At 59.7% G+C, this 24,341-nt stretch carries 22 protein-coding genes; 3 read left to right on the top strand and 19 right to left on the bottom strand.

Translation table 11 applies throughout. The features are described from left to right. Positions 1-302: 302 nt before the first annotated feature. The 13 genes from ACP7EG_RS16625 to ACP7EG_RS16565 all read right to left on the bottom strand — a co-directional run bounded on the left by ACP7EG_RS16625 (position 303) and on the right by ACP7EG_RS16565 (position 13,716). Positions 303-2,024, bottom strand: coding sequence for a serine hydrolase domain-containing protein (locus ACP7EG_RS16625; RefSeq protein WP_426088494.1), 1,722 nt, complete (start codon positions 2,022-2,024; stop codon positions 303-305). 17 nt (positions 2,025-2,041) lie between these two features. After that, the gene (locus ACP7EG_RS16620; RefSeq protein ID WP_426088493.1) at positions 2,042-3,184 is read right to left on the bottom strand and encodes a nuclear transport factor 2 family protein; all 1,143 of its coding nucleotides are present in this window, start codon (positions 3,182-3,184) and stop codon (positions 2,042-2,044) included. A 279-nt stretch (positions 3,185-3,463) separates the two neighbouring features. Continuing rightward, entirely contained in the window at positions 3,464-4,534 is a 1,071-nt protein-coding gene (locus tag ACP7EG_RS16615; protein WP_426088492.1) for a helix-turn-helix domain-containing protein, read from the bottom strand. Positions 4,535-4,696: 162 nt separating this feature from the next. Continuing rightward, positions 4,697-4,987: a MerR family DNA-binding protein gene (locus ACP7EG_RS16610; RefSeq protein ID WP_426088491.1), complete on the bottom strand. Its 291-nt coding sequence runs from the start codon at positions 4,985-4,987 to the stop codon at positions 4,697-4,699. A gap of 204 nt (positions 4,988-5,191) precedes the next feature. Continuing rightward, complete coding sequence (locus ACP7EG_RS16605; protein WP_426088490.1) at positions 5,192-5,920, bottom strand: hypothetical protein; 729 nt, start codon at positions 5,918-5,920, stop codon at positions 5,192-5,194. 295 nt (positions 5,921-6,215) lie between these two features. Further along, complete coding sequence (locus tag ACP7EG_RS16600) at positions 6,216-7,685, bottom strand: PLP-dependent aminotransferase family protein (RefSeq protein WP_426088489.1); 1,470 nt, start codon at positions 7,683-7,685, stop codon at positions 6,216-6,218. A gap of 10 nt (positions 7,686-7,695) precedes the next feature. Then, positions 7,696-8,280 carry a LysE family translocator gene (locus ACP7EG_RS16595; protein WP_426088488.1) on the bottom strand — a complete coding sequence of 195 codons (585 nt, stop codon included), beginning with the start codon at positions 8,278-8,280 and terminating at the stop codon, positions 7,696-7,698. 179 nt (positions 8,281-8,459) lie between these two features. Next, positions 8,460-8,945: a MarR family winged helix-turn-helix transcriptional regulator gene (locus tag ACP7EG_RS16590; protein WP_426088487.1), complete on the bottom strand. Its 486-nt coding sequence runs from the start codon at positions 8,943-8,945 to the stop codon at positions 8,460-8,462. Then, a complete protein-coding gene (locus ACP7EG_RS16585) occupies positions 8,938-10,269 on the bottom strand; it encodes a S41 family peptidase (RefSeq protein WP_426088486.1) in 1,332 nt (443 codons plus the stop codon). Before ACP7EG_RS16585 ends, ACP7EG_RS16590 begins: the two co-directional genes overlap by 8 nt. A 159-nt stretch (positions 10,270-10,428) precedes the next feature. Next, positions 10,429-11,415: a hypothetical protein gene (locus tag ACP7EG_RS16580; RefSeq protein WP_426088485.1), complete on the bottom strand. Its 987-nt coding sequence runs from the start codon at positions 11,413-11,415 to the stop codon at positions 10,429-10,431. 82 nt (positions 11,416-11,497) lie between these two features. Continuing rightward, positions 11,498-11,950: a PaaI family thioesterase gene (locus ACP7EG_RS16575; RefSeq protein ID WP_034748275.1), complete on the bottom strand. Its 453-nt coding sequence runs from the start codon at positions 11,948-11,950 to the stop codon at positions 11,498-11,500. A gap of 32 nt (positions 11,951-11,982) precedes the next feature. Beyond that, positions 11,983-12,474 carry a MarR family winged helix-turn-helix transcriptional regulator gene (locus tag ACP7EG_RS16570; protein WP_426088484.1) on the bottom strand — a complete coding sequence of 164 codons (492 nt, stop codon included), beginning with the start codon at positions 12,472-12,474 and terminating at the stop codon, positions 11,983-11,985. 45 nt (positions 12,475-12,519) lie between these two features. Then, positions 12,520-13,716, bottom strand: a complete 1,197-nt coding sequence (locus tag ACP7EG_RS16565) for a citrate synthase (protein ID WP_426088483.1) — start codon at positions 13,714-13,716, stop codon at positions 12,520-12,522. 76 nt (positions 13,717-13,792) lie between these two features. On the opposite strand from ACP7EG_RS16565, the gene ACP7EG_RS16560 reads away from it, so the two are divergent. After that, positions 13,793-15,352, top strand: coding sequence for an FAD-dependent oxidoreductase (locus ACP7EG_RS16560; RefSeq protein WP_426088482.1), 1,560 nt, complete (start codon positions 13,793-13,795; stop codon positions 15,350-15,352). Positions 15,353-15,369: 17 nt separating this feature from the next. On the opposite strand, the gene ACP7EG_RS16555 is transcribed toward ACP7EG_RS16560, so the two are convergent. The 3 genes from ACP7EG_RS16555 to ACP7EG_RS16545 all read right to left on the bottom strand — a co-directional run bounded on the left by ACP7EG_RS16555 (position 15,370) and on the right by ACP7EG_RS16545 (position 17,036). Beyond that, the gene (locus ACP7EG_RS16555; RefSeq protein WP_426088481.1) at positions 15,370-15,828 is read right to left on the bottom strand and encodes a hypothetical protein; all 459 of its coding nucleotides are present in this window, start codon (positions 15,826-15,828) and stop codon (positions 15,370-15,372) included. A gap of 31 nt (positions 15,829-15,859) precedes the next feature. Continuing rightward, complete coding sequence (locus ACP7EG_RS16550) at positions 15,860-16,081, bottom strand: DUF6434 domain-containing protein (RefSeq protein WP_426088480.1); 222 nt, start codon at positions 16,079-16,081, stop codon at positions 15,860-15,862. A gap of 73 nt (positions 16,082-16,154) precedes the next feature. Then, the gene (locus ACP7EG_RS16545) at positions 16,155-17,036 is read right to left on the bottom strand and encodes a LysR family transcriptional regulator (RefSeq protein WP_426088479.1); all 882 of its coding nucleotides are present in this window, start codon (positions 17,034-17,036) and stop codon (positions 16,155-16,157) included. Positions 17,037-17,133: 97 nt separating this feature from the next. Between ACP7EG_RS16545 and ACP7EG_RS16540 the strand changes: the two genes are divergently transcribed. Next, positions 17,134-17,712, top strand: coding sequence for a GNAT family N-acetyltransferase (locus ACP7EG_RS16540; RefSeq protein WP_426088478.1), 579 nt, complete (start codon positions 17,134-17,136; stop codon positions 17,710-17,712). A 128-nt stretch (positions 17,713-17,840) separates the two neighbouring features. Beyond that, positions 17,841-19,325 carry an MFS transporter gene (locus ACP7EG_RS16535; protein ID WP_426088515.1) on the top strand — a complete coding sequence of 495 codons (1,485 nt, stop codon included), beginning with the start codon at positions 17,841-17,843 and terminating at the stop codon, positions 19,323-19,325. A 4-nt stretch (positions 19,326-19,329) separates the two neighbouring features. On the opposite strand, the gene ACP7EG_RS16530 is transcribed toward ACP7EG_RS16535, so the two are convergent. The 3 genes from ACP7EG_RS16530 to ACP7EG_RS16520 form a co-directional block, all read right to left on the bottom strand. After that, on the bottom strand, positions 19,330-20,388 hold the full coding sequence (locus tag ACP7EG_RS16530) for an alpha/beta fold hydrolase (protein ID WP_426088477.1): 1,059 nt from the start codon (positions 20,386-20,388) through the stop codon (positions 19,330-19,332). Positions 20,389-20,506: 118 nt separating this feature from the next. Continuing rightward, complete coding sequence (locus tag ACP7EG_RS16525) at positions 20,507-21,958, bottom strand: alpha/beta fold hydrolase (protein WP_426088476.1); 1,452 nt, start codon at positions 21,956-21,958, stop codon at positions 20,507-20,509. 85 nt (positions 21,959-22,043) lie between these two features. Further along, complete coding sequence (locus tag ACP7EG_RS16520) at positions 22,044-24,329, bottom strand: heavy metal translocating P-type ATPase (protein WP_426088475.1); 2,286 nt, start codon at positions 24,327-24,329, stop codon at positions 22,044-22,046. Positions 24,330-24,341 lie beyond the last annotated feature (12 nt).

The following is a 24,341-nucleotide window of genomic DNA, read 5'->3' as shown; positions in this document are numbered from 1 at the left end:
GCAAGAGCAACTCGATGCAGTAGCCAGAAGACTCAACGAGCGCCCCAGGAAGACGCTACACTACCAAACACCGGCTCAACGATTTGAACAGTGTGTTGCGTTGACCGATTGAATCCGCAGCCGGTTGCCGTCGTTGGCAGGTTACGCCCCATTGCGGACTGTCGGCTTGCCAGCCTAGGGCAGCCCCATTTCTTTGAGTTTCTCAATTGCAGATCTGTTAAGTCAGTTACCTCGCCTTGAAATCGCTGGAGATTGAATTGATCAATACGTTCCTAACCGCACCCCAGTCAGATCCCGCAAACTCAACTACCGTCGATACGTATCTTCTTGAATTCCAGATTCCGTACCTCATCTACGACAACTTGAAATCCGATAATTTTATTCCTGCTATTACGGTTGAACTGAATGCCGCCCATGAAAGATTTATTTCCAGAAAACATATCCATCTTAGTTGGTTTAAAAGTAACGGAGCCCACACGCACATTTTTTGCCGTGAGCTGGCCGTTATCTACCACGAAAACGAAAGAAGAATTGAGCGCTTCGCTGTAGAACGTTCCCGTGAATTGGGCCAGTTCATTTTCTGCGTAGTAAACCGCCTTGTACGGTTCGAAAACAACGGGATCGCTTTCCCCCATGCTGAAGTGCATTTCCATTTTTCCTTTCTTATCCACGAATTTAATAAAATAATGATCGTCGCCATCAATCTTCATTTGGAAGGTCGAATCGCTTAACGGGATCAGTATTCGGCCATCGGCTTCCGTCCGCGTGTAATACAAGACATCATTTTTAACGTGTACTCTCGCAGCAAGCGCCCGTTCGCTGCTCCAGTACACGCCTTCGTATTTCTGAATCTGCGCACGGCTCAGCTTCACGCTTTCGATCTTGGAATAATCGATGGTTTCAGGCTCGAGGAAATAGTCTTTCAATATCGTGGAGGCAATCTGCATGCCGTACATTCCGTTGTACGCCAGGCCGGAACTCAATACGACAGCTGTAATTTCCCGATCGGGAAAACGGAAAATCGAGCTCGCGTATCCTCCAAAACTGCCTATCTGGTAAATCTTTTCAATTCCCCGTTCCTTGCTGGCGTGTTGCTGTCCGTATGTCGAAATGCTGGCGATATCCTTGATAATTTCGCCGCCATCAAGCTTGATCGGTGCATTCAGTTTAGTGGCCAGTGCGTTTCCGCCGAGCGCGTCGGATAAGATGGCGGAGCGCCAGAGCGCGAGGTCTCTAATCGAGCTATATAGATTGACAGGCCCTGGAACGTTTCCGTTGCCATAGTCGATTTTATAGGCGCCTTTGCCGTCATCGCGGTACGGCACGGCCGTGTTTTCCAGCGGTGCGTCGCCGTAGACAAACGCGGTGTTCGTCATGCCGAGCGGCGCAAAGATATTATCTTTGCAATAGTCATCAAAAGGTTTTCCCGATGCGACTTCGACGATCTTCGCCAGCACTATCAGCCGCGTGTCGCCGCCCGGCGAAAAGACGTCACCCGGGTCGAAGTTCAATTTTTTTTGACCTTTTACTAGCTCTAGGATGGCATTGTGCTGTTCGCCCCCTGCCGGCTCCCAGCCTGACAACGACTTCAAGACCTTGTATCCGTGCAAGCCATCAGTCGAACTCAGCAAATGATTGACGGTGATTTTCTTGCCGAAATCCGGCAACCCCGGCACATACATGCTGATATCGTCATTTAATTTTATCTTGCCCTGCTCTTCGAGCTTCAAAACGGAGTACGCGATAAATTCCCAGGCAAGTGCATCGATTTGAAATTTCGTATTAACCGTGGCAGGAATCTTGTATTCGAGATTAGCGCTTCCGAAAGATTTCTCGTATATCAATTTGTCCTTCTTGAAAATAGCGATCGCAAATGCCGGTTTGTTCGGTGTATTGATTTCGCTGACGATCTGGTCGAACTTCTCTACCAGAATTGGTTCGGCGTCGTCCGCGCTTGCCGAAAACGGAAGCAATACAAGGAGTCCCAGCATTAAATATGCTGCTTTTAAGGTTTGGATGTTCATTGTAAGTCCCTGTCTATTTAATTTTGTCGCTGGAGATTCTTGATCACTTCCTGCGCCACGGAAACAGTGGCCGTCGGATCTTGTCCCGTGATGACGTTTCCGTCGACGATGAAGAAGTTGTCTCCCCATCTTTTAGAATAGACAAAATTCCCGCCGTTCTTGCTAACCTCCTTATCGATGGAAAACGGAAATGCCTTGTAATATTCGGCTTTTGTGTCTTCGAAAATATCGGGGAATCCGGTAACTTTCTTGTTCGCGAAGATGAACGCGCCATCGCGATTCTTTAGATTAACAATTCCGGCCGTGCCGTGGCAGATGGCTGAGACAACACCGCCATTTTCATAGATTGTGCCGGCGATATTCTGGATTTTCTCATTCTCTGCGACGCCAAACATGGCCGCCCCACCGCCGCTGAAATAGACGGCCTGGTACTCACTAGCGTTGATTTGTTCGGGTTTCAGCGTATTCTTGAGCAAGGCCATGAAGCTGGCGTCATACAGGTGTTCCTTTTGCGTCGGATTCGACGTATCGACGTAGCCGACTGGAATTGCACCGCCATCGGGACTGACGAAATCCACGGCATAGCCATTTTTCCTGAAAACGTCGTAGGCAATGACTATTTCCTCGAAATGGTTGGCCGCGCTGATCTTAGTATTGCCATAGGTATGCTGGTTAGACGTGACGAACAAGATCCGGCTTTGCTGCTTTGGTACCGATTTCCAGGTGTAACTCTTTTGCACGATCTTCCAAGAGCCCGCGTATTTGAGCAGCAGGAAATAATCGGTGTAAAGCCTGAAATTTGGCATTAGTATTTCTACCTTTGCGGTGGCCGCATTGTTTTCGATGTCGATCGATACGATGTTTCCGATACGCCTAATTTTTTCGCCCGATTTGATTTGCTCTATGTACTGTTCTCCGGAACGGATCAGCAATTCATTGTCTTCCGTTACTGCGTATAACTTGAAATCAGGATGGAACGCCTGCTTCAATTTTTCCGGTTCACCATTAGCCGTTCCCTCCATATAGTCCGTCAAGGTTTTTGTGATCCGATCACGGTCCGCGCCTGCTACGGCAGGCGCCGTAGCAGCCATCGCCTGCCCGGTCATGAAAAACAAGAGAAGGACATAGCGAATGGCGCGCAAAAGAATATATTGGTTCATACAGTACCTAAAGTTTCACTATTACCTATTCGCCGAAGGTAAATACGGTTGTTCGGGCGGCTATCGGATCCGCACACTGTGCGACGAAGCGACGCTGCCGAATGACACGTTAGAGCGAACGGGGAAGTCCGTGGTCGCAAACCACAATTTCGGACTCCGGATCCATAATTTGAGAGAGATTGCAACGATGGTTGCGATGAAGCGCAAGTACAAGTTCAGGCGGCCAGCACACTGGGCTTACCGGCGCCAACGGTCGGCAGCTGCGTGCGACGCGGTATGTCAGGAATCGCTGGTGACGCGATGGCGTTGCGGCGACGCAGGCGCACGGTCAGCGCCATCGCCACAGGATGAGAGCGGCACCGATGCAAAGACCGCTCGATAGCCGGCAGGCGTTTGCCCCGTGATCTTCTTGAACGCGGCAAAAAATGTGGAATTGGAATTGAAACCGCTGCGCTCGGCAACGAGTTCCATATTGAGGTGGGATGCCGTGATCAACAAGTTTTTAGCGTGCTGAATGCGAAACTCGTTAATATAAAGGTTGAAACTTTTATTAAGTTTTTCATTGATTACCTGGGAAACCGTCGTTTGCAGGTTGCCAACTTTCTTCGCCAGCATCGCCAGGTTCAAGGCCGGATTTAAATACAGCTGCTGCTCGCACATTACCTTATCGAGGGAATTGAGCAATGCGCGGATATCGTCGTCGCTCATTTTCTTATTCTGGTATTTTTCCTTCTTACCTACCTCGTCCACCGCTTCATTTTTCACGATATACGTCATGATCGTGATGTGAATAGAAAAAGTAAACGAGAGCGCGCCTATAATATACGATGTGAATGGTGTGCTAACGTAAGCGACGAGTATCAGGAAACTACTGAAATAAACGCTGAGTAGGAGCGCTGTTTGACGGGAAAATCGGCCATCGACTCGGCCCAATACGTTGCGCGCCTGCCATAGCTGCCTGCCAGCCAATAGCAAATAAGAAAACCAGTAAGCATGGATGCCGCAAATCACATAGAACCAAGTGTCCGTATTGCGCGAATACGGGAATAGCACGGCGATGCCGATTAAGGATAAGGGAAGAAAAAGATGCGAGCGCCAGTGCTTGCTGACGGCACTGTCTGTCACGTCGGCCAGATGGCAATGGACATACAGATATGTCAGCGGCCCGATCAGCAGGCACGCCGACAGGCCCAGTTGAATAAACGCGACAGCAAGGTCGGGATTAAAGTAGTAAAACGCCGATTTAACCGTGCGAAAACCGATCGCCAGCAGCAATGCGCCGAGCATGGCATGCGTCAGGCGATGGGATCGGCGGCTGAAAAAGTAAAACGCCAACAATACGCCATTCACGGAGCCCAGGGCGCTAAAGAAAAATAGTAGTTGACTTGAGATCACTGGTCGGTTGGTGACGTTTAACTGCGTTATGGGCCGAGGCCCGTAAAAAAATCGAAAGCGCCGCACATCATCGCATAGTAGTTCATCGCAGAGAACGCTTCCCCGCGATGCCTTCGACTATACGCTGCCCGGCGCGGCGACCCGGTAGCCGTATGCCCCGAATCCCGCCTGCGCGCCGTGAGCGAGCCAGTCGAGCAAGTCGAGCAAGTCGAACTTATCACGCCACTGCGCGCAGATCCAGTTCAGCTCGGCGGCTTTCGCTTCGATCTCCGCCAATTGCCCGCGCAGGATGGCCACGGCTCGCGCAGGCGGATTGCCCTGTTCGCGGCGCCTCGTATCGAGCACCGCGATGTCCTTAAGCGACCAACCCAGCACCTGCCCCGCACGGATCACCTCGACGGCCTGCATAAAGTCGCCAGTAAAGAAATGGTAAGGTGTCCGAACGGTCAAGGATTGCGCGGTTGTTGTAGTTAGCGAGCATGTCAGTGTGAAATCGTTCTTGCATAAGTTTTCAAAAATTGACGAACGAGAGCATGAATGTCCGGAGTTGGCCGGTTGCCGTCATCGGCAGATTCCGCCCCATAGCGGACTTTGCAATATCAAAATGATCCATTATTCGAGCTTTGAGTCTCGGTCGCAAGCGTATTTAGGGTGCTGCGCTGGAACGAGGAAAGTATCGATAGCGGATACAATTTTGGCCTTCAATTGTTCACTACCAGCATCTTGCATATCCTTGTGGCGCGAGCCTTTGATGTGGACCACGCATGTACCGTAGTGGCCGCGCTCCTTCTTATTCGGCAGTACACCGGGGTCGGCAGTGGTGTCACTGGCACGAATTGTCAGGACGTGGATACCAGCTGAGCGGGGCAACGCGACCCGACGGCTGTCGAGGCTGATAAAGCCGGATACGCGGCTCGGGTTGTCAGCGGCAAACTGAGCCGAACTGTCGCCACCAAGGGAGTGCCCGACGAGAAGCAAGTGTCGCCAATCGAACTGAGGATAGCGTACTGCGGTCCCGTCGATCACGGTGGAGATCGACCGTGAAGCTACGCGGGCCATCGCCTGCAGTTGCCTCCTAATCGGCGCGCCTCGATCTAACTCTATGCCGCCAGAGCTATCTTGCAACGCGACAACCAAGTAACCCATTCGGTTGAGATTTTGTGTGACGAATGAGTAGTCTGAACCGGAAAGCCCATATCCTGGGCTAAGGATTGCAACTGGACATGGTTGCGCACGAGTGCACGCTTGCACATTAGGTGGAACGTGAATATTCACTGGTACGGCTGCAAAGGCCATAGGCGTGCAAAACATCAGGGGAATTAAGACGACGAGACGGCGCATTGAATCCTTTCTTGCTACGTTTGGAGAATGCTGAATCTGGGGTTACTGATGATTATCTCTGAAGTCGAACAACGAACAATGAGAATGCGATGTAACGACTACATGACGAGTTAAGGCGTAGCCTCGCAATAGGTCTGCTTTTGGCCGAACTCAGCCGGCTGCCTTTGCGGAGCGACCACCGATTGAATCCGCAGCCGATAACGGACGCCCTGAATGCTTCAGTGTATGGTGTTGTTACTTCTTTGGCAATAAGAAGGCAGGCGAGTGGTTTTGCAAGACGTTAAAAGCAATCCTTTTAAGCATCCTTGCGCGCGATGCTGGCGGCGGCACTGGCGCGGGCCAGGCTTGAGCGCGCGCCAGCCACCGCGCGCAGGCGTTCTTCCAGGTAGGCGCTCACGCGCGGATGCTGGCTGAAGGCGACGTTGAAGCGAATGTGCTGGTCGGGCGTGTCGTTGGCCGAGAACGCGGCGCCGCGCATCAGCAGGATCTTGTTGCGGTAGGCGTCCTGCACCAGCAAGTCCACGTCCAACCCTTCGGGCATGCTGCCCCACAGGAAAATGCCTGCGTCGCCGGGCTGCTCGAACAGCACGCCGGCCGCGCTCAATTGCCGCGTGCTGGCGTTGCGCGCCACCATGATCTTGCGTTGCAGCCGCTCCAGGTGCTTGCGCAGGTTGCCGGCCTTGAGCACTTCCAGCAACACGTATTCGTTCAGCGCAGGCAACGTCATGATGGAGTGGATCTTGGTGCGCATCAGCAGCTTGAGCAGGGCGGGCGCCGCAGCCAGGTAGCCCATGCGCAGGGCAGGGCTCAGCGCCTTGCACAGGCTGGAGTAGTAAATCACGCCGTCCAGTCCGGACAGCGACGCCAGCCGCGTGCTGTGGCCCGGCTGGAAATGGCCGTGCACGTCGTCTTCGGCGATCAGGAAGCCATACTGCTGCGCCATGATCAGCACCTTGTGCAGGTTGGCGGCGCTGCTGCTCCACCCGGTGGGATTGTGCAACGCCGTCTGCATGAACAGCAGGCGCGGACGGTGCACGCGGCAGGCCGCTTCCAGTTCGTCCAGGTCGAGGCCATCGGGGCGGCGCTGAATGGGCACCAGGCGCACGCCGTCCTGGCGCAGCCGGCCGAACATCAGAAAGTATCCGGGGTCTTCCACCAGCACCGTATCGCCGGGCTGCAGGAAGGTGCGGCAGATCAGATCGATGGCATGGGTGCCGCCGAAGGTGGTGAGGATGTGGCTGGCGTCCGCAGCGATGCCGATGCCGCGCAACAGCAACGCGATTTGCTCGCGCAGTTCGGCCAGCCCTTGCGGCGGACAGCGCGAAGCCATGCCGGCCGCGCTGCGCGCCAGGCCACGTTGCACGGCTGCCGCCGGCAACGCATCGTGCAGCCAGGTGGGTGGCAGGGCGCCGCTGCTGGCCAGCAGCACGCCCGGCCGCTGGTCGTTCACTTGCTGGCTCAGCCAAACCGGCTCCTGCTCCTGGCCCGCCTCCAGCGCCACCTCGTCGGGAATGGCGCGGCTGGCGTCAATTGGCGCGCAGACGAAGAAGCCTGTCGTGCCGTGCGTATCGATGACGCCGGCGGCCACCAGCCTGTCATACGCCACCACCACGGTGTTGGTGCTGACCGCGAGCTGCGTGGCGAGCTGGCGGATCGACGGCAGCCTGGTCCCGCCAGGCAGGACGCGTTGCGCGATCTGCTGGCGCAATGCGGCCTCGATCTGCTTGAACAGGGCGATGGGGGAGGAGCGGTCGATGGCGAACATGGGCGGAAGTTTAACGTAAAAACATCACTGCGAGGAGCAGCAGGATGCCACCCATCACCAGATTGAAGATGCGCTGGTTGCGGGGCGCTTTCAGCACGCTGCGGATCGACACGCCGAACAGTGCCCACATGGCGTTGCACGGCATGCCCACCACGGTGCCGATCACGGTCACCAGCAGCGCGCTGGCGAGCATGTTGCTGTGCGCAGGCATGAAGACGGACGCCATGGTGATCGCCTTGAGCCAGCTCTTGGGGTTCAGCGCCTGAAACAGCGCCGCCTGCCCAAACGATACGGCCTTCGGTGCGCTGCTTCCCGCCACAGAGGCGCCGGCCAGCTTCCAGGCCAAAAACATCAGGTACAGCGCGCCCGCGATGCGCAGTACCTGCTGCGCCATCGGGTACGCGACGAACACGCTGCCCAGCCCCACGCACATGAGCATGGTCTGTACAAAGATGCCGGCCTGGATGCCGAGGATGACCGGCAGCGCGCCGCGATAGCCGAAATTGGCGCCGGTGGTGGCCAGCATGACGTTATTCGGCCCGGGCGTGGCGGACATCACAAAGCAATAGCTCATCAGGGGCAGGAGGTCGGTCATGGCAGGCAGTCGCAGTGTGGAGAAGGCCCCAGTCTAGAAGCGCGGCACGGCAGGGACAAGACACAAGGGCCCACGTACAGGCACATGCTGTAGCAGTCGGACGACTGCTACAGCGGCGACACAGGCAGCTCCATTTCAGACATCCTGAGCAAACCAGGCAGACATGGACACTGTCTCCGTCAGCCAGGGGAACTGATGCGTTTGTCCAGCGGCCTTTCGTTGAGCGCATCGGCGGCCCGATCCACGAATTGCCTGACGTCTCCCACCTCGGCAAACAAGCCGGCATAGGCCGCCCGTATCAGTACCGTGCACTGCTCGAATTTCGCCAGCTGCAACAAGCCTTCATCCGTGGGCATCAATATCCGTCGTCGCGCATCATTGTCATCGTTCCGATACTGTATGAGGCCCAGGCGGAGCAGCTTTGGTATCTTTTGCATGACCAGCTGGTGCGAATGTCCGAGTTCGCGCGCCAGATCCGAGGCGCAGGCCGTGCCGAGCGTTGCAAGAACAGTCATCAGCGAACAGGAACGAACCGGGATGACGATCCCCATCGTATCGAAGACCGTCTTGGATTGCTCGGCGATCAGGACGCTCAGCCGTTCGACAGCGCGGCCAAGAAACACGGCGTCATCGACCGCGGCCGGGTGAGGTATCTGCTTAGTCAAGGCGCTTGTACCTCTGGATGCTGCCGTCCTTGTTCACGCGCTCCAGCACCGTCACTTTCCCGCGCGAAACATTCAAACGGTATCGAAAATCTGACACGCCTTCCACCGCGAACAGGTCGGGACCGATCGGCTCAAGCGCGACCCGAAACCGGTCGCGCCAGATATAGTAGAGCGTGCCATTGTCCAGGATGATCTGGCGGCCTTCATATTTTCCGGCCGCTTTCGCCAACATCCCGGCATCGACGTGCGGGCGCTCGATAGCTGCCGTCAAGCTCGGCAGCAGCCAGGCAAATTCGGTTTGCCTGGCGTCATCGGTCTTCGCCAGATTCTCAAGCGCCAGCTTGTGCGCCAAAGGCAGCGCGCGAATAGAGGGGCTGGGGATATCGGGTTGCACGCCAACTCCTTCGAAATCGCCATGGTCCACGGGATCCTGGATCTGGCCGATCGGCACTTGCACGAAAAAATCGTCGTTGAGCGGCTTGCGTGCAACCGGATGTGCACCGCCGGCGGTCCGCTCCCCGATCAGGGTCGCTCGCCCGAGCTTCTTCATCGCATAGGAAAACCATTCTGCGGAGGAAAACGAGGTGGAGCCGGTCAGGATATACACCGGCTTGTCCACCATACGCTTGCCCGGCAAGCCCGGCAGCACCCATTGCCCGCGCTGGATACGCTTGCCATCCTCATTGTAATAATAGTCGAAGAGCAACTGGTCTTTCTCGCTGGAGAAGAAATAGCTCGCTAAAAATTGCGCCATTTCCAGATGTCCGCCATTGTTATAGCGCAAATCAATGATAACGGCATCCGTATTGCCGACGAAGCGCATAACGGACGCCGCCGTATCATAGGCAAGTTCCGGATCGGCAAAATAGCTGAATCGTATATAACCGATATTTCCCTTCAGACGAGCGACCTCATCGAAACCGAAATTCGTTTCCTCCAGCGTGCTCGATTCTTCTTTTCGTATCTTGGACTTGAGCGCCGGATTGGCCTTCGCCTTGAATTCCGCGATCCACTTCGCGTCGACACCCACGAGGAAATGCAGGTCGCCGCTGACTTTGAGGAGATCGTCGGTCAGCTTGCTCGCAAACTCTGCCTTCGTGGTCGCCGAGTCATAATCTCCCTTTTTCAGCCTTTCCTGAAGCACCGGCGCAATTTTTCTTGCGATGTCCGGAAACGGGTAGTTCGCATTCAAGGCGCTATCGAGGGAGGCGATGACCGCGCCCTTTTCGTCTCGCGAGATGCCCGGTGCCTCGGCAAAAGCGCCAGATGCGCAAACGATGGACAGCGCCGACAGCGTTTGAAGCAGACATAAGTGATAGCGCATTCTAGTGTTCCCCCCACAGTGAGCCCCGATCATACAATATATTGCGCAATATGTTGTAGAAAATATGCGAGCTTCGCCCGGGGGAGGCTGATGTTCGTCAAGCTCAACTTCTGGCGGCTTGTGCCCATTGCTGCCGCTCGCAGAAGTGATCGGTGCGCTTCAGCGCGTCAAATGCACCATGGCGTTATCCATTTGCTTCAACTTTGCTTCGATCTGATTCAAAGCATTGAGCTTTTCTTCCCGATGAGACCAGTTCCCAGCGGCCAGTGCCTGAGCTCTTTGCTGCCCGATACAGTCCAATGCCAGTTGTCGCGCCTGTTGGTTGCATGCCGCTCTTAACTTGATATCCGCAAATGCGAGAGCAATCGACGCTTCGCAGCGAACATCATCGTCCATGGCGTCGATGTCGGAGTATCCCCACTGCCTTGCCAGTTTCTCAAGGAATCGAATTGGCATGACGTCCTTGTGCGCCTTGTGCCAATCGCGATAGCTCTCCAGAAGATCGGCTCCAGTATCATTGCCGTTCGGCGAGAAATCATCCGCGCAGTTCCAAAAAAATGGATCATCCAAAATTTCGCGTGCTTTGGGATGAAAGTCCTCCCAATCAATTCCCAACTTCTCCCAAGGTGACATTCCATCACGCTTGGCTTGTGCTGCTGCCTCCAGCCCAGATGCAAGGTGTTGCAGAGCTTCCTCCGAATTCGGGATGCGTTTCTTGGCAGCTTCACAATGGTCTAGAAATTTCTCCAGGCTAAAATCATCAGTGCGCTTCAATCGCGCTCTCAATAGCCCTAGTGCATTGATGACTTCATCAACACCTGCTTTAAAAAGTGGCAAAGACAATGTTGAAGAACGTGTCCAGTCCCGACCTTCCATCAATTCGCTGGCGATCTCGATCTCGACCTTGCCCTTTGCTCTTCGATAAGTGATCTTAGGTAGCGTTGAGCGGAAATTGTTGTGCGTCTGCAAGAGCGATTCCAAGGTCTTCTTTGCCGGACCAGAGTCTCTAAAGTGAAGCGTGACGGCAATTTCCTTGATCGCGTCTCCAAAATTGCCACCTCCCGCCAGAAGAAAATCCCCGATCGGCGACAACGTTGTGTGTCCGCCGTAGCAATTATAGGATTTAGCGTTTACATGGAAATCCATAGGATGGTGCCTCTCATGCAAAATTCCAATCTTTCTGAATGTCGATACAGCTAAAAACTGCACAAACTCATGCCGGGCCATATCATGCGGCCGCCTGCTCCCGAGGGCGGATGATCATGCAGGTGGCGGTCGCGTGCGCGTACACTTTACCGGCTTCGTCGCGGATCGTGCCTTCGGAAATGACCAGGTTGCGTCCTGCATTGATGACCTTGCCTTCGGCGTAGACCGTCACATTGAAGGGCAGGGGACGGCACATCTTGATGTTCAGGTCCGTCGTGCCGTAGCTTTCGCCGGCCGGCAAGACCGTGTGCGTTGCGCAGCCCGTGACCGTGTCGAGCACGGTGGCGGCGAAACCACCGTGCACGCCGCCCATGGGATTGGTGTGCGTTTCATTCGCCGTGGCCGTGAAGATCACGCGGCCATGCTCCACCGTGTGCGCATCCATGGGCATGGTTTTGGAAATGCCGGGCCGGGGGAACAGGCCTTGCGCGAAAGCTTGCATCAGTTGCAAGCCGGTCATGTCGTTGGGGTGCATGGGTAACTCCTGTGGTGGTGATGTGGGGATGCTCAGACGTCCTGCGTAAAACGCAGGCGCGAGGCGTGTAACAGGAAGCGGGCGACGACGGCCAGTTCTTCCTCGCTGAAACCTTGCTTCAGTTGTGCATTCAGGCTGTCGAGCAGGGGCAGGGCGGCGGCCAGCACCTCGCCGCCCCTGGGCGACATGTGCAGGGTGCCGGCGCGCGCATCGAGCGCCGACTGGCCGCGCACGATCAGGCCGTTTTCTTCCATGCGCGCCACCAGCCCCGTCACGGCCGAGTTTTTCAGCTGCAGCGCCCGCCCCAGATCCTTCAACTGGCAGCCTTCCTCGCCCTTCAGGGCAAATAGAGCGACGACTTGCGTGCCGGAGAATCCCAGTTCGCTGGTAAACACGGCATCGGCAGAGCGAAACAGGTTCTGGCGCGCCAGGTTGAGCAGATTGAACAGGCGCGGCGAACGCTCGCCCAGCGGGCAGGCGGCGGCATCGGGAATGTCTGGGGTGGGGGAAGTATTGGTACGCATGCGGAGTATACTACTACGTATGCGTAATAAATCAAGCGTAAATTGCTAGTCGCGCTGGTGGCGTCCGATGTAGCGCGCTCGCGGACGGATCAGCGCTGCGCTGGCGGCTTGCTCGGCTGCATGCGCGATCCAGCCGGCCGAGCGGGCCAGCGCAAACACGCTCAGTGCTGCGCCCTCGGGCCAATCAAACGCCAGTTCCATGGCCGCCAGCGCCAGGTCGGCATTCGGCTTGGCATCGAGCAGCTCGCCCGCCGCCACGCACACCGCCAGGATGGCGGCCAGTTGCGGGTTCTCGTGCGCTAGCGTCGACAGAATTCCCAGCAGATACGCGGCGCGCGGATCGCCGCCTGGATACAGCGGGTGGCCAAAGCCGGCAAATTCCGGCGCGAACATCTTGTAAAAGGCGCGGATGGCATCCCTGGCGTCTGGCGCGGCCAGCGCCTGCGTCAACATGCGCCGCGCCGCCGCGCTGCCGCCGCCGTGCTTGTTTCCGGACAAGGCCGCCAAGCCCGCGCCCAATGCGGCGGGCAGGCTGGCACCCGTCGAGGCGACGCAGCGCACGGCAAAGGTCGACGTATTCAATTCATGGTCGGCCAGCAACACCAGCGCCGCGCGCAGCAGTTCAGTTTGCTCCGCATCGGCTTGCCACGCCTGGGCCAGTTGCTGATGCAGCGGCAAGGCGGACGGCGCCGTCTGCAGCAGGGCGGCTGCCAGGATGCGCATCAAGGCGGGACCGGACTGCAGCGAGTGCGCAATGTCCGCTGGCGTCAGCATGGCCATGGCCAGCATGGCGCGCGCCAGCGGCGGCGCATCCGGCGCGCTGGCCAGCTCCTGCTGCTGGACAGGCGCATCCTGCCGAAAATAGTCACTCGCGCCATCGTCCCATAGCAGGCTGGCGGCCGCCTCCAGCGTCGCGGACGCGGCCAATGTCGTCGCATCGCAGCCCCGGTACAGCAATCGTCCGTCAGCAATATGCGAAATCTGCGTCTCCAGCACGGGCAAGCCCCAGTGCATGGCGGCCACGGCCGTCTGGCCACCGCGCTTGGCATCGCTTTTGCGCGCTGCCAGGCGCAGCACATCTTCCTGCGGATAGCGCTTGCGGCGCGATTGCCCGTTGCTGACGGAGCTCAGCAAGCCCCGGCTTACGTAGGAATACAGGGTGGGCAGGCTGACGTTCAAGAGGCGCGCAGCTTCGGCAGCGGACAGATCGTTGTTCATGGCGGCCATTGTAGCGTTTGTCACTTTATATTGATTGATGGAATCAAGATTGACGGGCCGGGTGGCGTGTCACTAGACTCATGCCTTTCCAGGAGTCTGCATGAGAACACACACCATACGCACCCTGCGCCCCGACGACGCAGCACCCTTGCTGGCGTTCGAGCAAGCCAACCGGGCCTGGTTCGAGCGCCATATCGACCGGCGCCCCGACGATTTTTACAGCATTGACGGCATCCACGCGCACGTCGCGCAATTCCTGGACCAGCACGCACAGGGACGCATGCACCCCTGCGTCATCGTGGGCGAACACGGAGAATTGATCGGGCGCGCCAACCTCAAGGACATCGACCGGCAGCAAGGCGTGGCCGAAGTCGGCTACCGCATCGGCGAGCAGCAGGCGGGTAAGGGCCTGGCCACGGCCGCGCTGCACCACCTGATCGCTCTGGCGCAAGACGAGTGGCAGCTGCAACGCCTGTGCGCCTGCGCCATCGACGGCAATGCGGCGTCGATCCGCGTGCTGGAGCGCTGCGGTTTCGTGCAGGGAATGGCCGTGCCCGATATTGCCATCGTGGAAGGCACGGCCGTCGATGGCCATGCCTATGCGCTGGAGCTGCGGGCAGCCCCCCAACGCATCGTCGTCATCGGCGCCGGCATCGTTGGCGCGTCGCTGGCCTACCACCTGGCCAGCAAGGGTGCAAAAGTCACCGTGGTCGAGGCGGGCGGTATCGCTTCCGGCGTGACGGGCACCTCGTTTGCGTGGATTAACACGTCCTGTGCCGGACCGGACCCTATAGCGGCTCTGCGCGGCGGCGCCATCGCCGCCTGGCGCCAGCTGGAAACGCAGGTACCCGGATTGACGCTGCGCTGGCATGGCGCCTTGTCGTATGGCACGCAGGATGGGCGGGTGTCACCCGAATCCATCTTGATTGACCGCGCGCGCATCGCCCAGCTGGAACCGCATCTGCGGCAGCCGCCGCAACAGGCCGTCTACGAGCCAGAGCAGGGTGCCCTCGACGCCGTTGCCGCCACGCATGCCTTGCTGGCAGCGGCCCGGGCGCTGGGCGCGACAGTCCGCACGCACACGCCCGTGCTGGGCTTTACAATCCTGGACGCGAAGGTGACGGGCGTGGAAACGGCCACGGGAGTCATCGAGGCGGATCTGATCGTACTGGCGGCAGGTACCGGTACTGCCGCGCTGGCGCAAAAACTGGGCGGCAGCCTGCCGATTCACGCCTCGCCCGCCATCTTCCTGCGCTACCAGGCGCCGCCCGGCCTGGTGCGCGGCATCATTTCCAGCCATGCAATGGAAGTGCGGCAAGCCGAGGACGGGACCATACTGGCAGCGGAGGACTACGTGGACGACGCGCCGGAAAACCAGCCTGCCGCCATCGCGCTGCGCACGGCCAGCGCGATCCGGGAAGAACTTGAGGGCGCCGAAGCCATCGCGTCGGCATTCGCCGGCATCGGCCTGCGCCCCATGCCCATTGACGGCGTGCCCGTCATCGGCTATCTGCCGCAGGTGGCAGGCGCATACGTGTGCGCCATGCATCCGGGCGTGGTGCTGGCGGCCATTGTGGGCGAGCTTGCCAGCGAGGAAATCGTCGATGGCACGCCAGCGTCCGCTCTGGCGGCTTGCCGGCCCGCGCGCTTCCCGGCCTGATCGTGGCGCGCTGATTCCTAGGGAACAGGCACGACAAACACGGGCAGGACGAACGGCGCCGGCTCCTGCTCATCGCCTTGCTCCGACGGGGCCTGCATATAGTGCTCGTTGCGCCAGTCCCCGTTCACCACGCGGTCGGCGATCAGAGATAAATCCTGCGTTTCACGCAGCGCGCAGCGAAACGGCAACCGGCCATGCGAGCGCGACACCAGGCTGTAGCGCAGCTGGCGGCATTGCGCATCGTGCCAGCAATAAAACAGCATATCCTCACCAGCGAGCGCGCTGCGCCGGGCCGCAATCACTTCACCGATGAACTCGACGATCTCGGCCGCATGAATCTGCGGCGTTTCCTCATCCGTGGGCGAGAAGCTCCACATATTGCTCGTCGCTTCGTGATTGATGTCGTCGGGATCAATCTCCACGGCATCGTCTTTTGCCATGGTGAGCCAGTTGTTGATGACGGTTGAGTGAATCATGCAAAGCTTTCAATACCTATTAATTATTTATTTACGCATCACCGGCTTGATTATGCCGACGCAGCCATTCATCCGCGACATCACCCATGGTTTTAACCGCACCATCGCGTATCCAGGCCATGAAATCGCGGTCAAGCTTGAATTCGGAGCCGCACTGATGCAACAGGAAGCGCCTGACGTTTTGCGTGCTCCTGTAGTTGGCATCAACGACTGTGTGCCGGGTAATGACGCCGCCGTGCCAATCGAAATCCATGCTGTACTCCATTGAATGTCCAGAGCGTGCCATTTTAGATCATGGGCGCCAGCTCGGCGACTGTCCAGCCGTCTCAGCCCCTCGGCCCATCCAACAACAACTCCGCCAGCCTGGTCGTCAGCCACAAACTCGTCTCGCTCAGCTTCTTGCCGTGGATCGATAGCCGCCGCACCGGCAAGCGCGACAAGGCCAGCGCCGGGCAAGGCACTTCCTGCAAGTATCCCTTGTAGTTGTCGTAATTGGCGATATTCAGCGGCAAAATGGCCCAGCCAAGCTCGTCGGCCACCATTTCCGCGATGCTGTAAAAACTGTCGGAAAACCAGACGGCGGGGCTGAAGGCGTGTTCGCGGTTCAGCTCGGAATCCATGATCAACTGGCGGTAGCGGGTCAGCTCGTTGCGGCTGACTTCCTGGCCGTGCGCCATCGGGTGGCCTTTGGCCACGAACACGCCTTGCGCCACGCTGCCGATGTGCTGCTGTTCCAATATGGGCGAGATGGGGCCGCGGTCGAAGTGAAAAGCCACGTCGGCTTGCTGCTGCTCCACGTATTGCGCCACTTCCGAGGCCGTGGCGTTGAGCATCACCAGTTCCAGCGCCGGGTAGCGCGCCGCCAGTTCCTTGACCAGCTTGCTGATGGCCAGGTAGGGCAGGGCTTCGTCCAGCGCCAGGGTCAGCTGCGCTTCGGGCGCTTCGCTCAGCAGTTGGGCGCGCAGCTGCAAGCGCTCGGCCTGGCGCAGCAGTTCACACGCTTCCAGGTGCATCACCTTGCCCGCTTCCGTCAGCACGGCGCTGCGGCGCGAACGGTCGAACAGTTCCACGCCAAATTCCGCTTCCAGCAAGCCAATCGAGGTGCTGACCACCGATTGCGCGCGGCCCAACCGGCGCGCCGCGCCCGAGAAAGAACCGGCCGCGACGGCCGCTTCAAAGTAGCGCATTTGTTCCAAAGTCCAGTGCATGGCATCCACCTATCTGTTTTACAGATGGATTTTAACTTGAATGCCATTCAGGGGCGACATAAAATGCCTTTACTAATTCAATAACATGAGATCCGCCATGAAAAACGCCCAAGCCAATTCCCCCGCCATCAGCTTCAGCTGGTGTCACGACGCCACCGCCGAAGATGCGCTGTGCAAGTTATATCTTGATAACGTCAGCGCCGACTATATCTCCCATTCTGAGCTGCAGGGCGAACGCGCCGACGCGCCCGGCAACTGGCGCGCGGACTTGCCTGAGGTCATCCGTGGTGAAATCCGTGCAGCCCTGTCGCATGACTGGGCGCATGGCGATTCGACCCTGCTGGCTGTCGCCATGTCCGGTGACGCCATCATCGGCATGGCCCTTGTTTCTATCGACACGCGCCAGCGCGCCTCGAAATCGTTCGCCGCGCTGGACGACCTGGTCTTGCTGCCCGCCGTGCGCGGCAGCGGCATCGGCAGCCAGCTGGTGGAGTGGGTAGCCGACGAGCTGCGCAACCACGGCATCGCCCGCCTGTTCCTCGAATGCGGCGCGCACAACCTGACGGCGCAACAATTCTTCCAGGGCCGCGGTTTCAAGCAAGTGTCCGTCGTCATGCTGCGCGAACTTGACGCAATGTCCGCCACAGTGGATGACAAGGATGGCGACCGTGGCTGACGCCCGCCGCCCCCGACAAGGCCAGGCCCGTGGCAGCCTGGAACGTAAATATTTGCGCAGCACCCGCTTTATCCAAACCGATAGTTGTTAAAAATTACACTAAAATCCATGAGTTGTTTATGCATCCAATGAAAAAATGGCTGACGCTGGCCATCGTCTCCAGCGCCTTATTTCTGATCGTGGTCGACATGACCGTGCTCTACACCGCCTTGCCCGCGCTGACGCGCGACTTGCAGGCATCCTCTTCACAAAAACTGTGGATCATCAACGTGTACGCGCTGGTCGTCTCCGGTCTGCTGCCCGGCCTCGGCACCCTTGGTGACCGCTTGAGCCACAAACCCGTTTTCCTTGCCGGCCTGGCCGTGTTCGGTATCGCCTCGCTGTGCGCCGCATTTTCGCCCGCGCCGGAATGGCTGATTTTTGCCCGCATCCTGCTGGCCATCGGCGCCGCGCTGATGATGCCGGCCACCTTGTCCATCATCCGCCTGACGTTTACGGATAACCGCGAGCGCTCGTTCGCCATCGGCGTGTGGGCGGCGATTGCCTCGGGCGGCGCCGCGTTTGGCCCCGTGCTCGGTGGTTTCCTGATGGAACACTACTGGTGGGGTTCCGTCTTCCTGATCAACGTGCCCATCGTGTTGCTGACCCTGGTGCTGGCTGCCGTCGTCCTGCCGAAACGGGCCGGTAACCGCGACAAGCCGTGGGACTTGAAGAGTTCCCTGCAAATCATGATGGGTCTGCTTGGTGGCGTGTACGCGATCAAGGAACTGGGCAAGTCGCAGCCCTCGTATGCGCTGGCCGCCGCCTCGTTCTCCGTGGGCGCCTTCTTCATGCTCAAATTCGTGCGCCGCCAGAAGCGGCAAGCCAAGCCGCTGATCGACTTCGCCCTGTTCCGCGAACTGCCGTTTTCCAGCGCCGTGGCCGCCGCCATGGTGGCCTCGGCCGCCCTGATCGGCATGGAACTGGCGCTGAGCCAGCACATGCAGCTGGTGCGGGAACTGTCGCCGCTGGAAGCGGGCTTGCTGCTGTTGCCGCTGCCGCTGGCGTCCGTCTTTGCCGGCCCGCTGACGGGTTTCATGCTGCCGCGCGCCGACAAGGCCAAGGTCCTGTGGGGTTCGCTGCTGCTGTCCGGCATCGGCATGGCATCGTATCTGGTGCTGCATGACGCCGCCGTCTCGGCGCAAGTGGCCAGCCTGGTGATCCTGGGCCTGGGCCTGGGCGCCGTCATGACGGCTGCGTCGAGCGCCGTGATGCTCAACGTAGCGCCGCAACAGGCCGGCATGGCCGCCTCGATCGAGGAAGTGTCGTATGAACTGGGCGCCGTCATCGGCGTCACCGTGCTGGGCACGATTCTGTCGGCCGTCTACAGCGCCACCCTGGTGATCCCGGAAAGCGCGGGCCTGCTGCCGAATGCCCATGACACCCTCGATGCGGCGCTGCTGGCCGCCGAGCAATTGCCGGCCGAACTGGGCTTGCAAGTGTCGGAACTGGCCCGTTCAGCCTTCGACAAGGCGTTTATTGTCGTGCTGGCCACAGCGTCGGGCATTTTGATGGTCTCGGCCATGGCGATTCGTCACTTGCACCTGCGGGCGCGCAGGGCGATCTCGGTTTAATGGATCAGCGCTTCAGCAGTGGCGCCACCTTGTCGCGCAAGACGGTCCATTGCGCGTCGAGCACGGCCTGGTTGGGGTCGTGCCCGGCGCGTTTCACCAGGGTAAAACTCTTGTACGGCGCCGTGATGCTGTCGAAATACGTGCGCGCGATGGCGGGCGAGGTCAGCAAGTCTGCTTCGCCCATGATGAAAAACACGGGCAAGTCAAAGCGCGTGCCCAGCGCGGGCAGGTCAACCTTGGCAAACATGCCGTCGCCGCGCAGGCCGATGAACTGGATGTACGAATAATCATCGGCCGCCTCGGCATCGGCCAGCGCTTGCGGCGTGGCGTAGAACGGCGCCGGCTGCCACCAGTGCCTGGGCGGCGCATCCGTTGCCAATCCTTCATATTTGCGGTCGAAACGGCGCAAAATGCCGAAGTTGCGCGGGTCCGTCCATGGCGGCGCACCGAGCGCCGTCAGCTTGTCCACCGTGCTGGTATCGCCGGCCGCCTGCGCCAGCGCCATCACTTCCCGGTACATGCCGCTCTCATTGTCCCGCGCATTGACCACCTGCGCCGTGCCGACATACGCGTGGAACAGGTCGGGGCGCGCCTTGGCCATGTGCACGCCCAGAATCGATCCCCAGGAACTGCCCATCAAAATGACTTTTGGCTGGCCCAGATGCTGCTCGATATAGCGCGCCACGGCAATGCCGTCGTCGCGCATCTGTTCCACTGTCAAGGGCACATCGTCCGTCGGGCGCTGTTTCGCATACGTCATGCCCGCGCCGCGCTGGTCCCACTGCACCAGCGTGTAGTGGCTTTCCCAGCCCGCATAGATGGCATCCGCGTAGGGACTCAGCGCATTGCCGGGGCCGCCATGGATGAACAGGATCACGGGATTGCCGCAGGCGGCGCCCGTGAGCGTGATCCATTGCTCGATGCCGTTGATGGGCACGTAACCTTGTTCGCGCACGGGCTGCGCGGGCGAGGCGCAGATGGTGCCAGCGGAAAAAGCGGGTTCGGCTGCCTGGACAAGCCCCAGGCCGGACAGTAGTGAAAGTACTGAACAGATTTTGCGCATATTATCCTGACAGAATGTTCCATAACGACGATGCATCGGGAAAACGTTCAACCCGAAAGCAGAAACTGGGGTCGGACCCTGAGGGTCCGACCCCAGACCTTGCCTTGGGGTTTAATACTTACAATGTGCAATCCTGCTCCATCTTGCCGGCAATAAAGCGGGCGCTGGCCTGTTCAAAGCAGGCGGGCGCCGTCCATAAAATGAAATGCGGGGCGTTGTGCACGGTGGACAGGGCCACCCTGCCGGCCTTGCTCTGTGTCAAAGCCTGCACTTGCGCCTGCGCGCCCGCGTACGGCGTTTTCGGGTCCAGGGTTCCCTGCAGCACCAGCATCGGCGGCACTTTTGCCGGCAAAGCGCCGAAATAGCTATCGCGCGGGTAGGTGGGCAAGCCGCCGCCGAGCAGGATGCGCGGCAGGGGGCTGGTAAACAGCAAGTCCGCCTCGTCACGGTCGATGTCGGCGGCGGTCCAGCCGGGGCGCAACGATGGTTGCAGGTTGTTTTCTGAATTGCTGATGATGCTGACCAGCGGAATCGACAGCGGCGACTGGGGGTAATTGCCCAGCCCTGCCGCCGCCTGCGTCAAGGTGGCGCGCACGGCCGCCAGTTCGCCATCCTTGCCCTGGTCCAGCTCCTGCAGCAGATACGGGATGCGGACGCGCGCGGCCGGCACGTCGAGCATGCCACCCAGGAAGTTTTTCAGGTTCTTGCCGGGGATTTTCGCCAGCAGGGCGGGATCCGCTTGCATTTTCTCCAGCACGCGCCGGTACAAGGTTTCGGCTGGCTCGCCCAGTGCCGCGTGGCAAGATGCATCCGCGTCGCAGCGGGCCAGCACCTGCATGCCGACATGGTTGACCACCTGCGAGCGCTGGTTCAAGTCCCAGCGCGCATCCGTTTGCGGCGGCACCAGCGAATCGAAAATGACGCCCTGGACGGGCAGCGGCCCCAGCTGCAAGGTGCGCAAGACCAGTTGCGTGCCGTACGACACACTGTATACATACACTGGCGGCTTGGTGCGCTTGTGCCCCGTGCTCCGTTCGCCTTCGATCAAGGCTTTCAAGTCGTGCGCGGCCGTCGTGATGGAAAACTGCGCCACATATTCCGGCATCAGATTGATGCCCGTAAAGCAGCTGGCCCATTCCGCGCCGGCCAGCGCGCGGCCGCCCGGGCTTTGTTCGGATTCCTCCACCTTGCACAGGCGCGAAGAGTGGCCCGTACCGCGATGGTCGGGGATGAGGAATTCAAAGCCGGGAAAGCTGCGGCGCAAGGTGGGCAGCAGGCTGTAGAACGAGGCGCCCGATTCGCCGGGACCGCCCGCCACCAGCCACAGGGTACCCTTGGCGGGCTTGCCTGCAGGCACATCGGTGGCAAACTTGCGCACGAAGACGTGCATGGCGTCCGCCTCGCCGACGGCGCGGCCCTGGGCATCATAGCTGCCGGGCACGTTCAAGCCCGAGCACAGGCTGCCGGGAGCGGCCGTATCGGAGCAGGGCGTGAAAAACATCGGTTCGGCGTGCAGGGAGCTGCCAGCCAGCAGAGTGGCCAGCAGGGTCAGGCGGGGCAGGAAGGTCATCGGCTACTTTGGCGGCGGTGGGGAACAGCCGCCAAAGTAGCGTTTTTTACAGCAATTGTCCAGATGGAAATATTTCTACGTGGGACTATGCTTGTTTGCTGTTACGCAGCAAGCGCAGCCCGTTGGCCACCACCAGCAAGCTGGCGCCCACGTCGGCGAACACGGCCATCCACAGGGTCGCCATGCCGGCCAGGGCCAGGCCGAAGAAGACGGCCTTGATGCCGATGGCAAAGCTGATGTTTTGCACGAGGATGCTGCGCGTGCGCTGGCTCAGGCTGATGAATTCGGGCAACTTGCCCAGTTCATCATCCATCAAGGCCACGTCCGCCGTCTCGATGGCTGTGTCGCTGCCGGCCGCGCCCATGGCAAAGCCGATGTCGGCCTGCGCCAGGGCCGGGGCGTCGTTGACGCCGTCGCCCAGCATGGCCACCACGCCGAACTGTTGCTGCAAGGCCTTGATTTCATCGAGTTTATTTTCCGGCAGCAATTCCGCCTTGACCAGGCTGACACCCACCTCGGCCGCGATACGCTGCGCCGTCAGCAAATTGTCTCCCGTCAACATCACGGTGGTCACGCCCAGCGCATTCAATCTGGCGATGGCCGCCGCTGCCGTGGGGCGCAGCACGTCGGCCACGGCGATGACGCCCAGCGCGCCGGCCGGGCTGGCCAGCACCATGGCCGTGTACGCTTGCTGTTCCAGCCGCGCCAGGATGGCTTGCAGCTCCGGCGTCAAGAGCTTCAATTCCGTCATCAGACGCGCATTGCCCAGGTAATACGTCTGGCCATCGATATCGCCTTGCACGCCGCGTCCATGCAGGGCGGCAAACTGGGTCACGGGCAGGTGGCTGCCGGCGGGTGGACCCGCCTTGACGATGGCGGCGGCCAGCGGGTGGGCGGAGTTCGCGTCCAGGCTGGCGGCCAGCAGCAGGATGGCGTCGCGGTCGCTGCTTTCCAAGGCCACCACGTCCGTGACGGCCGGTTTGCCCATGGTCAGGGTGCCCGTCTTGTCGACGGCGATGGCCTTGATCCGATAACCCGTTTCCAGGAATTGCCCGCCTTTGACCAGGATGCCGCGCCGCGCGGCCGCCGTCAGGCCGCTCACCACCGTCACCGGCGTGGAAATGACCAGCGCGCAAGGGCAGGCGATCACCAGCATCACCAGCGCCTTGTAGACCCAGGCCATGAAGGGTGCGCCCAGCAGCAGCGGCGGCAGCACGGCCACCAGGATGGCAAACACCACCACGGCGGGTGTGTAGTAGCGGGCAAAATTGTCGACAAAGCGCTGCGTGGGCGCCTGCTTGCCCTGGGTTTCCTCGATCACCTTGACGATTTTTGCCAGCGTGCTGTTGCCGCTGTTGGCCGTCACGGTGACGTCGAGCAAGCCCCGTTCATTGATGGTGCCCGCATACACGACGTCGCCCACGGCCTTGTCCACCGGCATGCTTTCGCCCGTGATCGGCGCCTGGTTGACGGACGATGCGCCGCTTTGCACGATGCCGTCGAGCGCGATGCGCTCGCCCGGTTTCACGCGCATCAGCGTGCCGATGGCCACCGTGGCGACGGGTACTGGCTGCCAGACGCCGCTGGCGTCGGCGACTGTGGCCGTGTCGGGCGCCAGCTGCATCAGGCTGTGCACAGCGTTACGCGCGCGGTTCAGCGACAAGCCTTCGATCAGCTCGGCGATGGCGAACAGGAAGATGACCATGGCCGCTTCCGGCCACTGGCCGATGGCGATGGCGCCGAAGACTGCCAGGCTCATCAGGAAGTTGATGTTCAAGGTGAACGTTTTCAGGGCGATCCAGCCCTTTTTCAGGGTCGGCCAGCCGCCCGTGGCGATCGACAGCAGGGCCAGGGCGATGACGAGGGGCGAACTGTCTTCGTGCGTGGTCCACGCCAGCGCCTCGGCGCCGGCAGCGGCCAGGCCGGAAACCACCAGCAAGCCTTTTTGCAGGCTGCTCAGACTGCCTTCGTTCGGATCGCGCGCGACGACCGCGTCCGCCTGCATGGGAATCGCCTGCATGCCGATGCCGTGCAGCGCCGCTTCCACCGTGGCCAGTGTAGGCAGGGTGTGGTGCACGTCGAGCACGCGGTTCATCAGGTTGAAATCGAGGCCCACCACGCCGGCCATCGTGGCCAGCTTGTTGCGGATCAAGCGTTCTTCCGTGGGGCAATCCATGTTGGCGATGCGGTATTTGGCCGTGCTCGCGCCGGCGATGGGGGTGCTGGGCAACGCTGGACCGGATGGGGCGGCAGGCGTGGACGAGCACGCATGCTGGCTGGAACAGCAGCCGGCCGCCTTGGGCGCATGCTCATGCTTGTGGTCGTGCTCATGATCGTGCTCATGCGCGTGGTTATGGCTATCGTGTGGCATCGCATCATCCTT

The organism is Janthinobacterium sp. PSPC1-1, from assembly GCF_049897625.1.
Taxonomy (GTDB): domain Bacteria; phylum Pseudomonadota; class Gammaproteobacteria; order Burkholderiales; family Burkholderiaceae_D; genus Janthinobacterium; species Janthinobacterium tructae.
The sequence above is the reverse complement of the archived record's forward strand: the minus strand, read 5'-3'. Positions and strand labels throughout refer to the sequence as shown.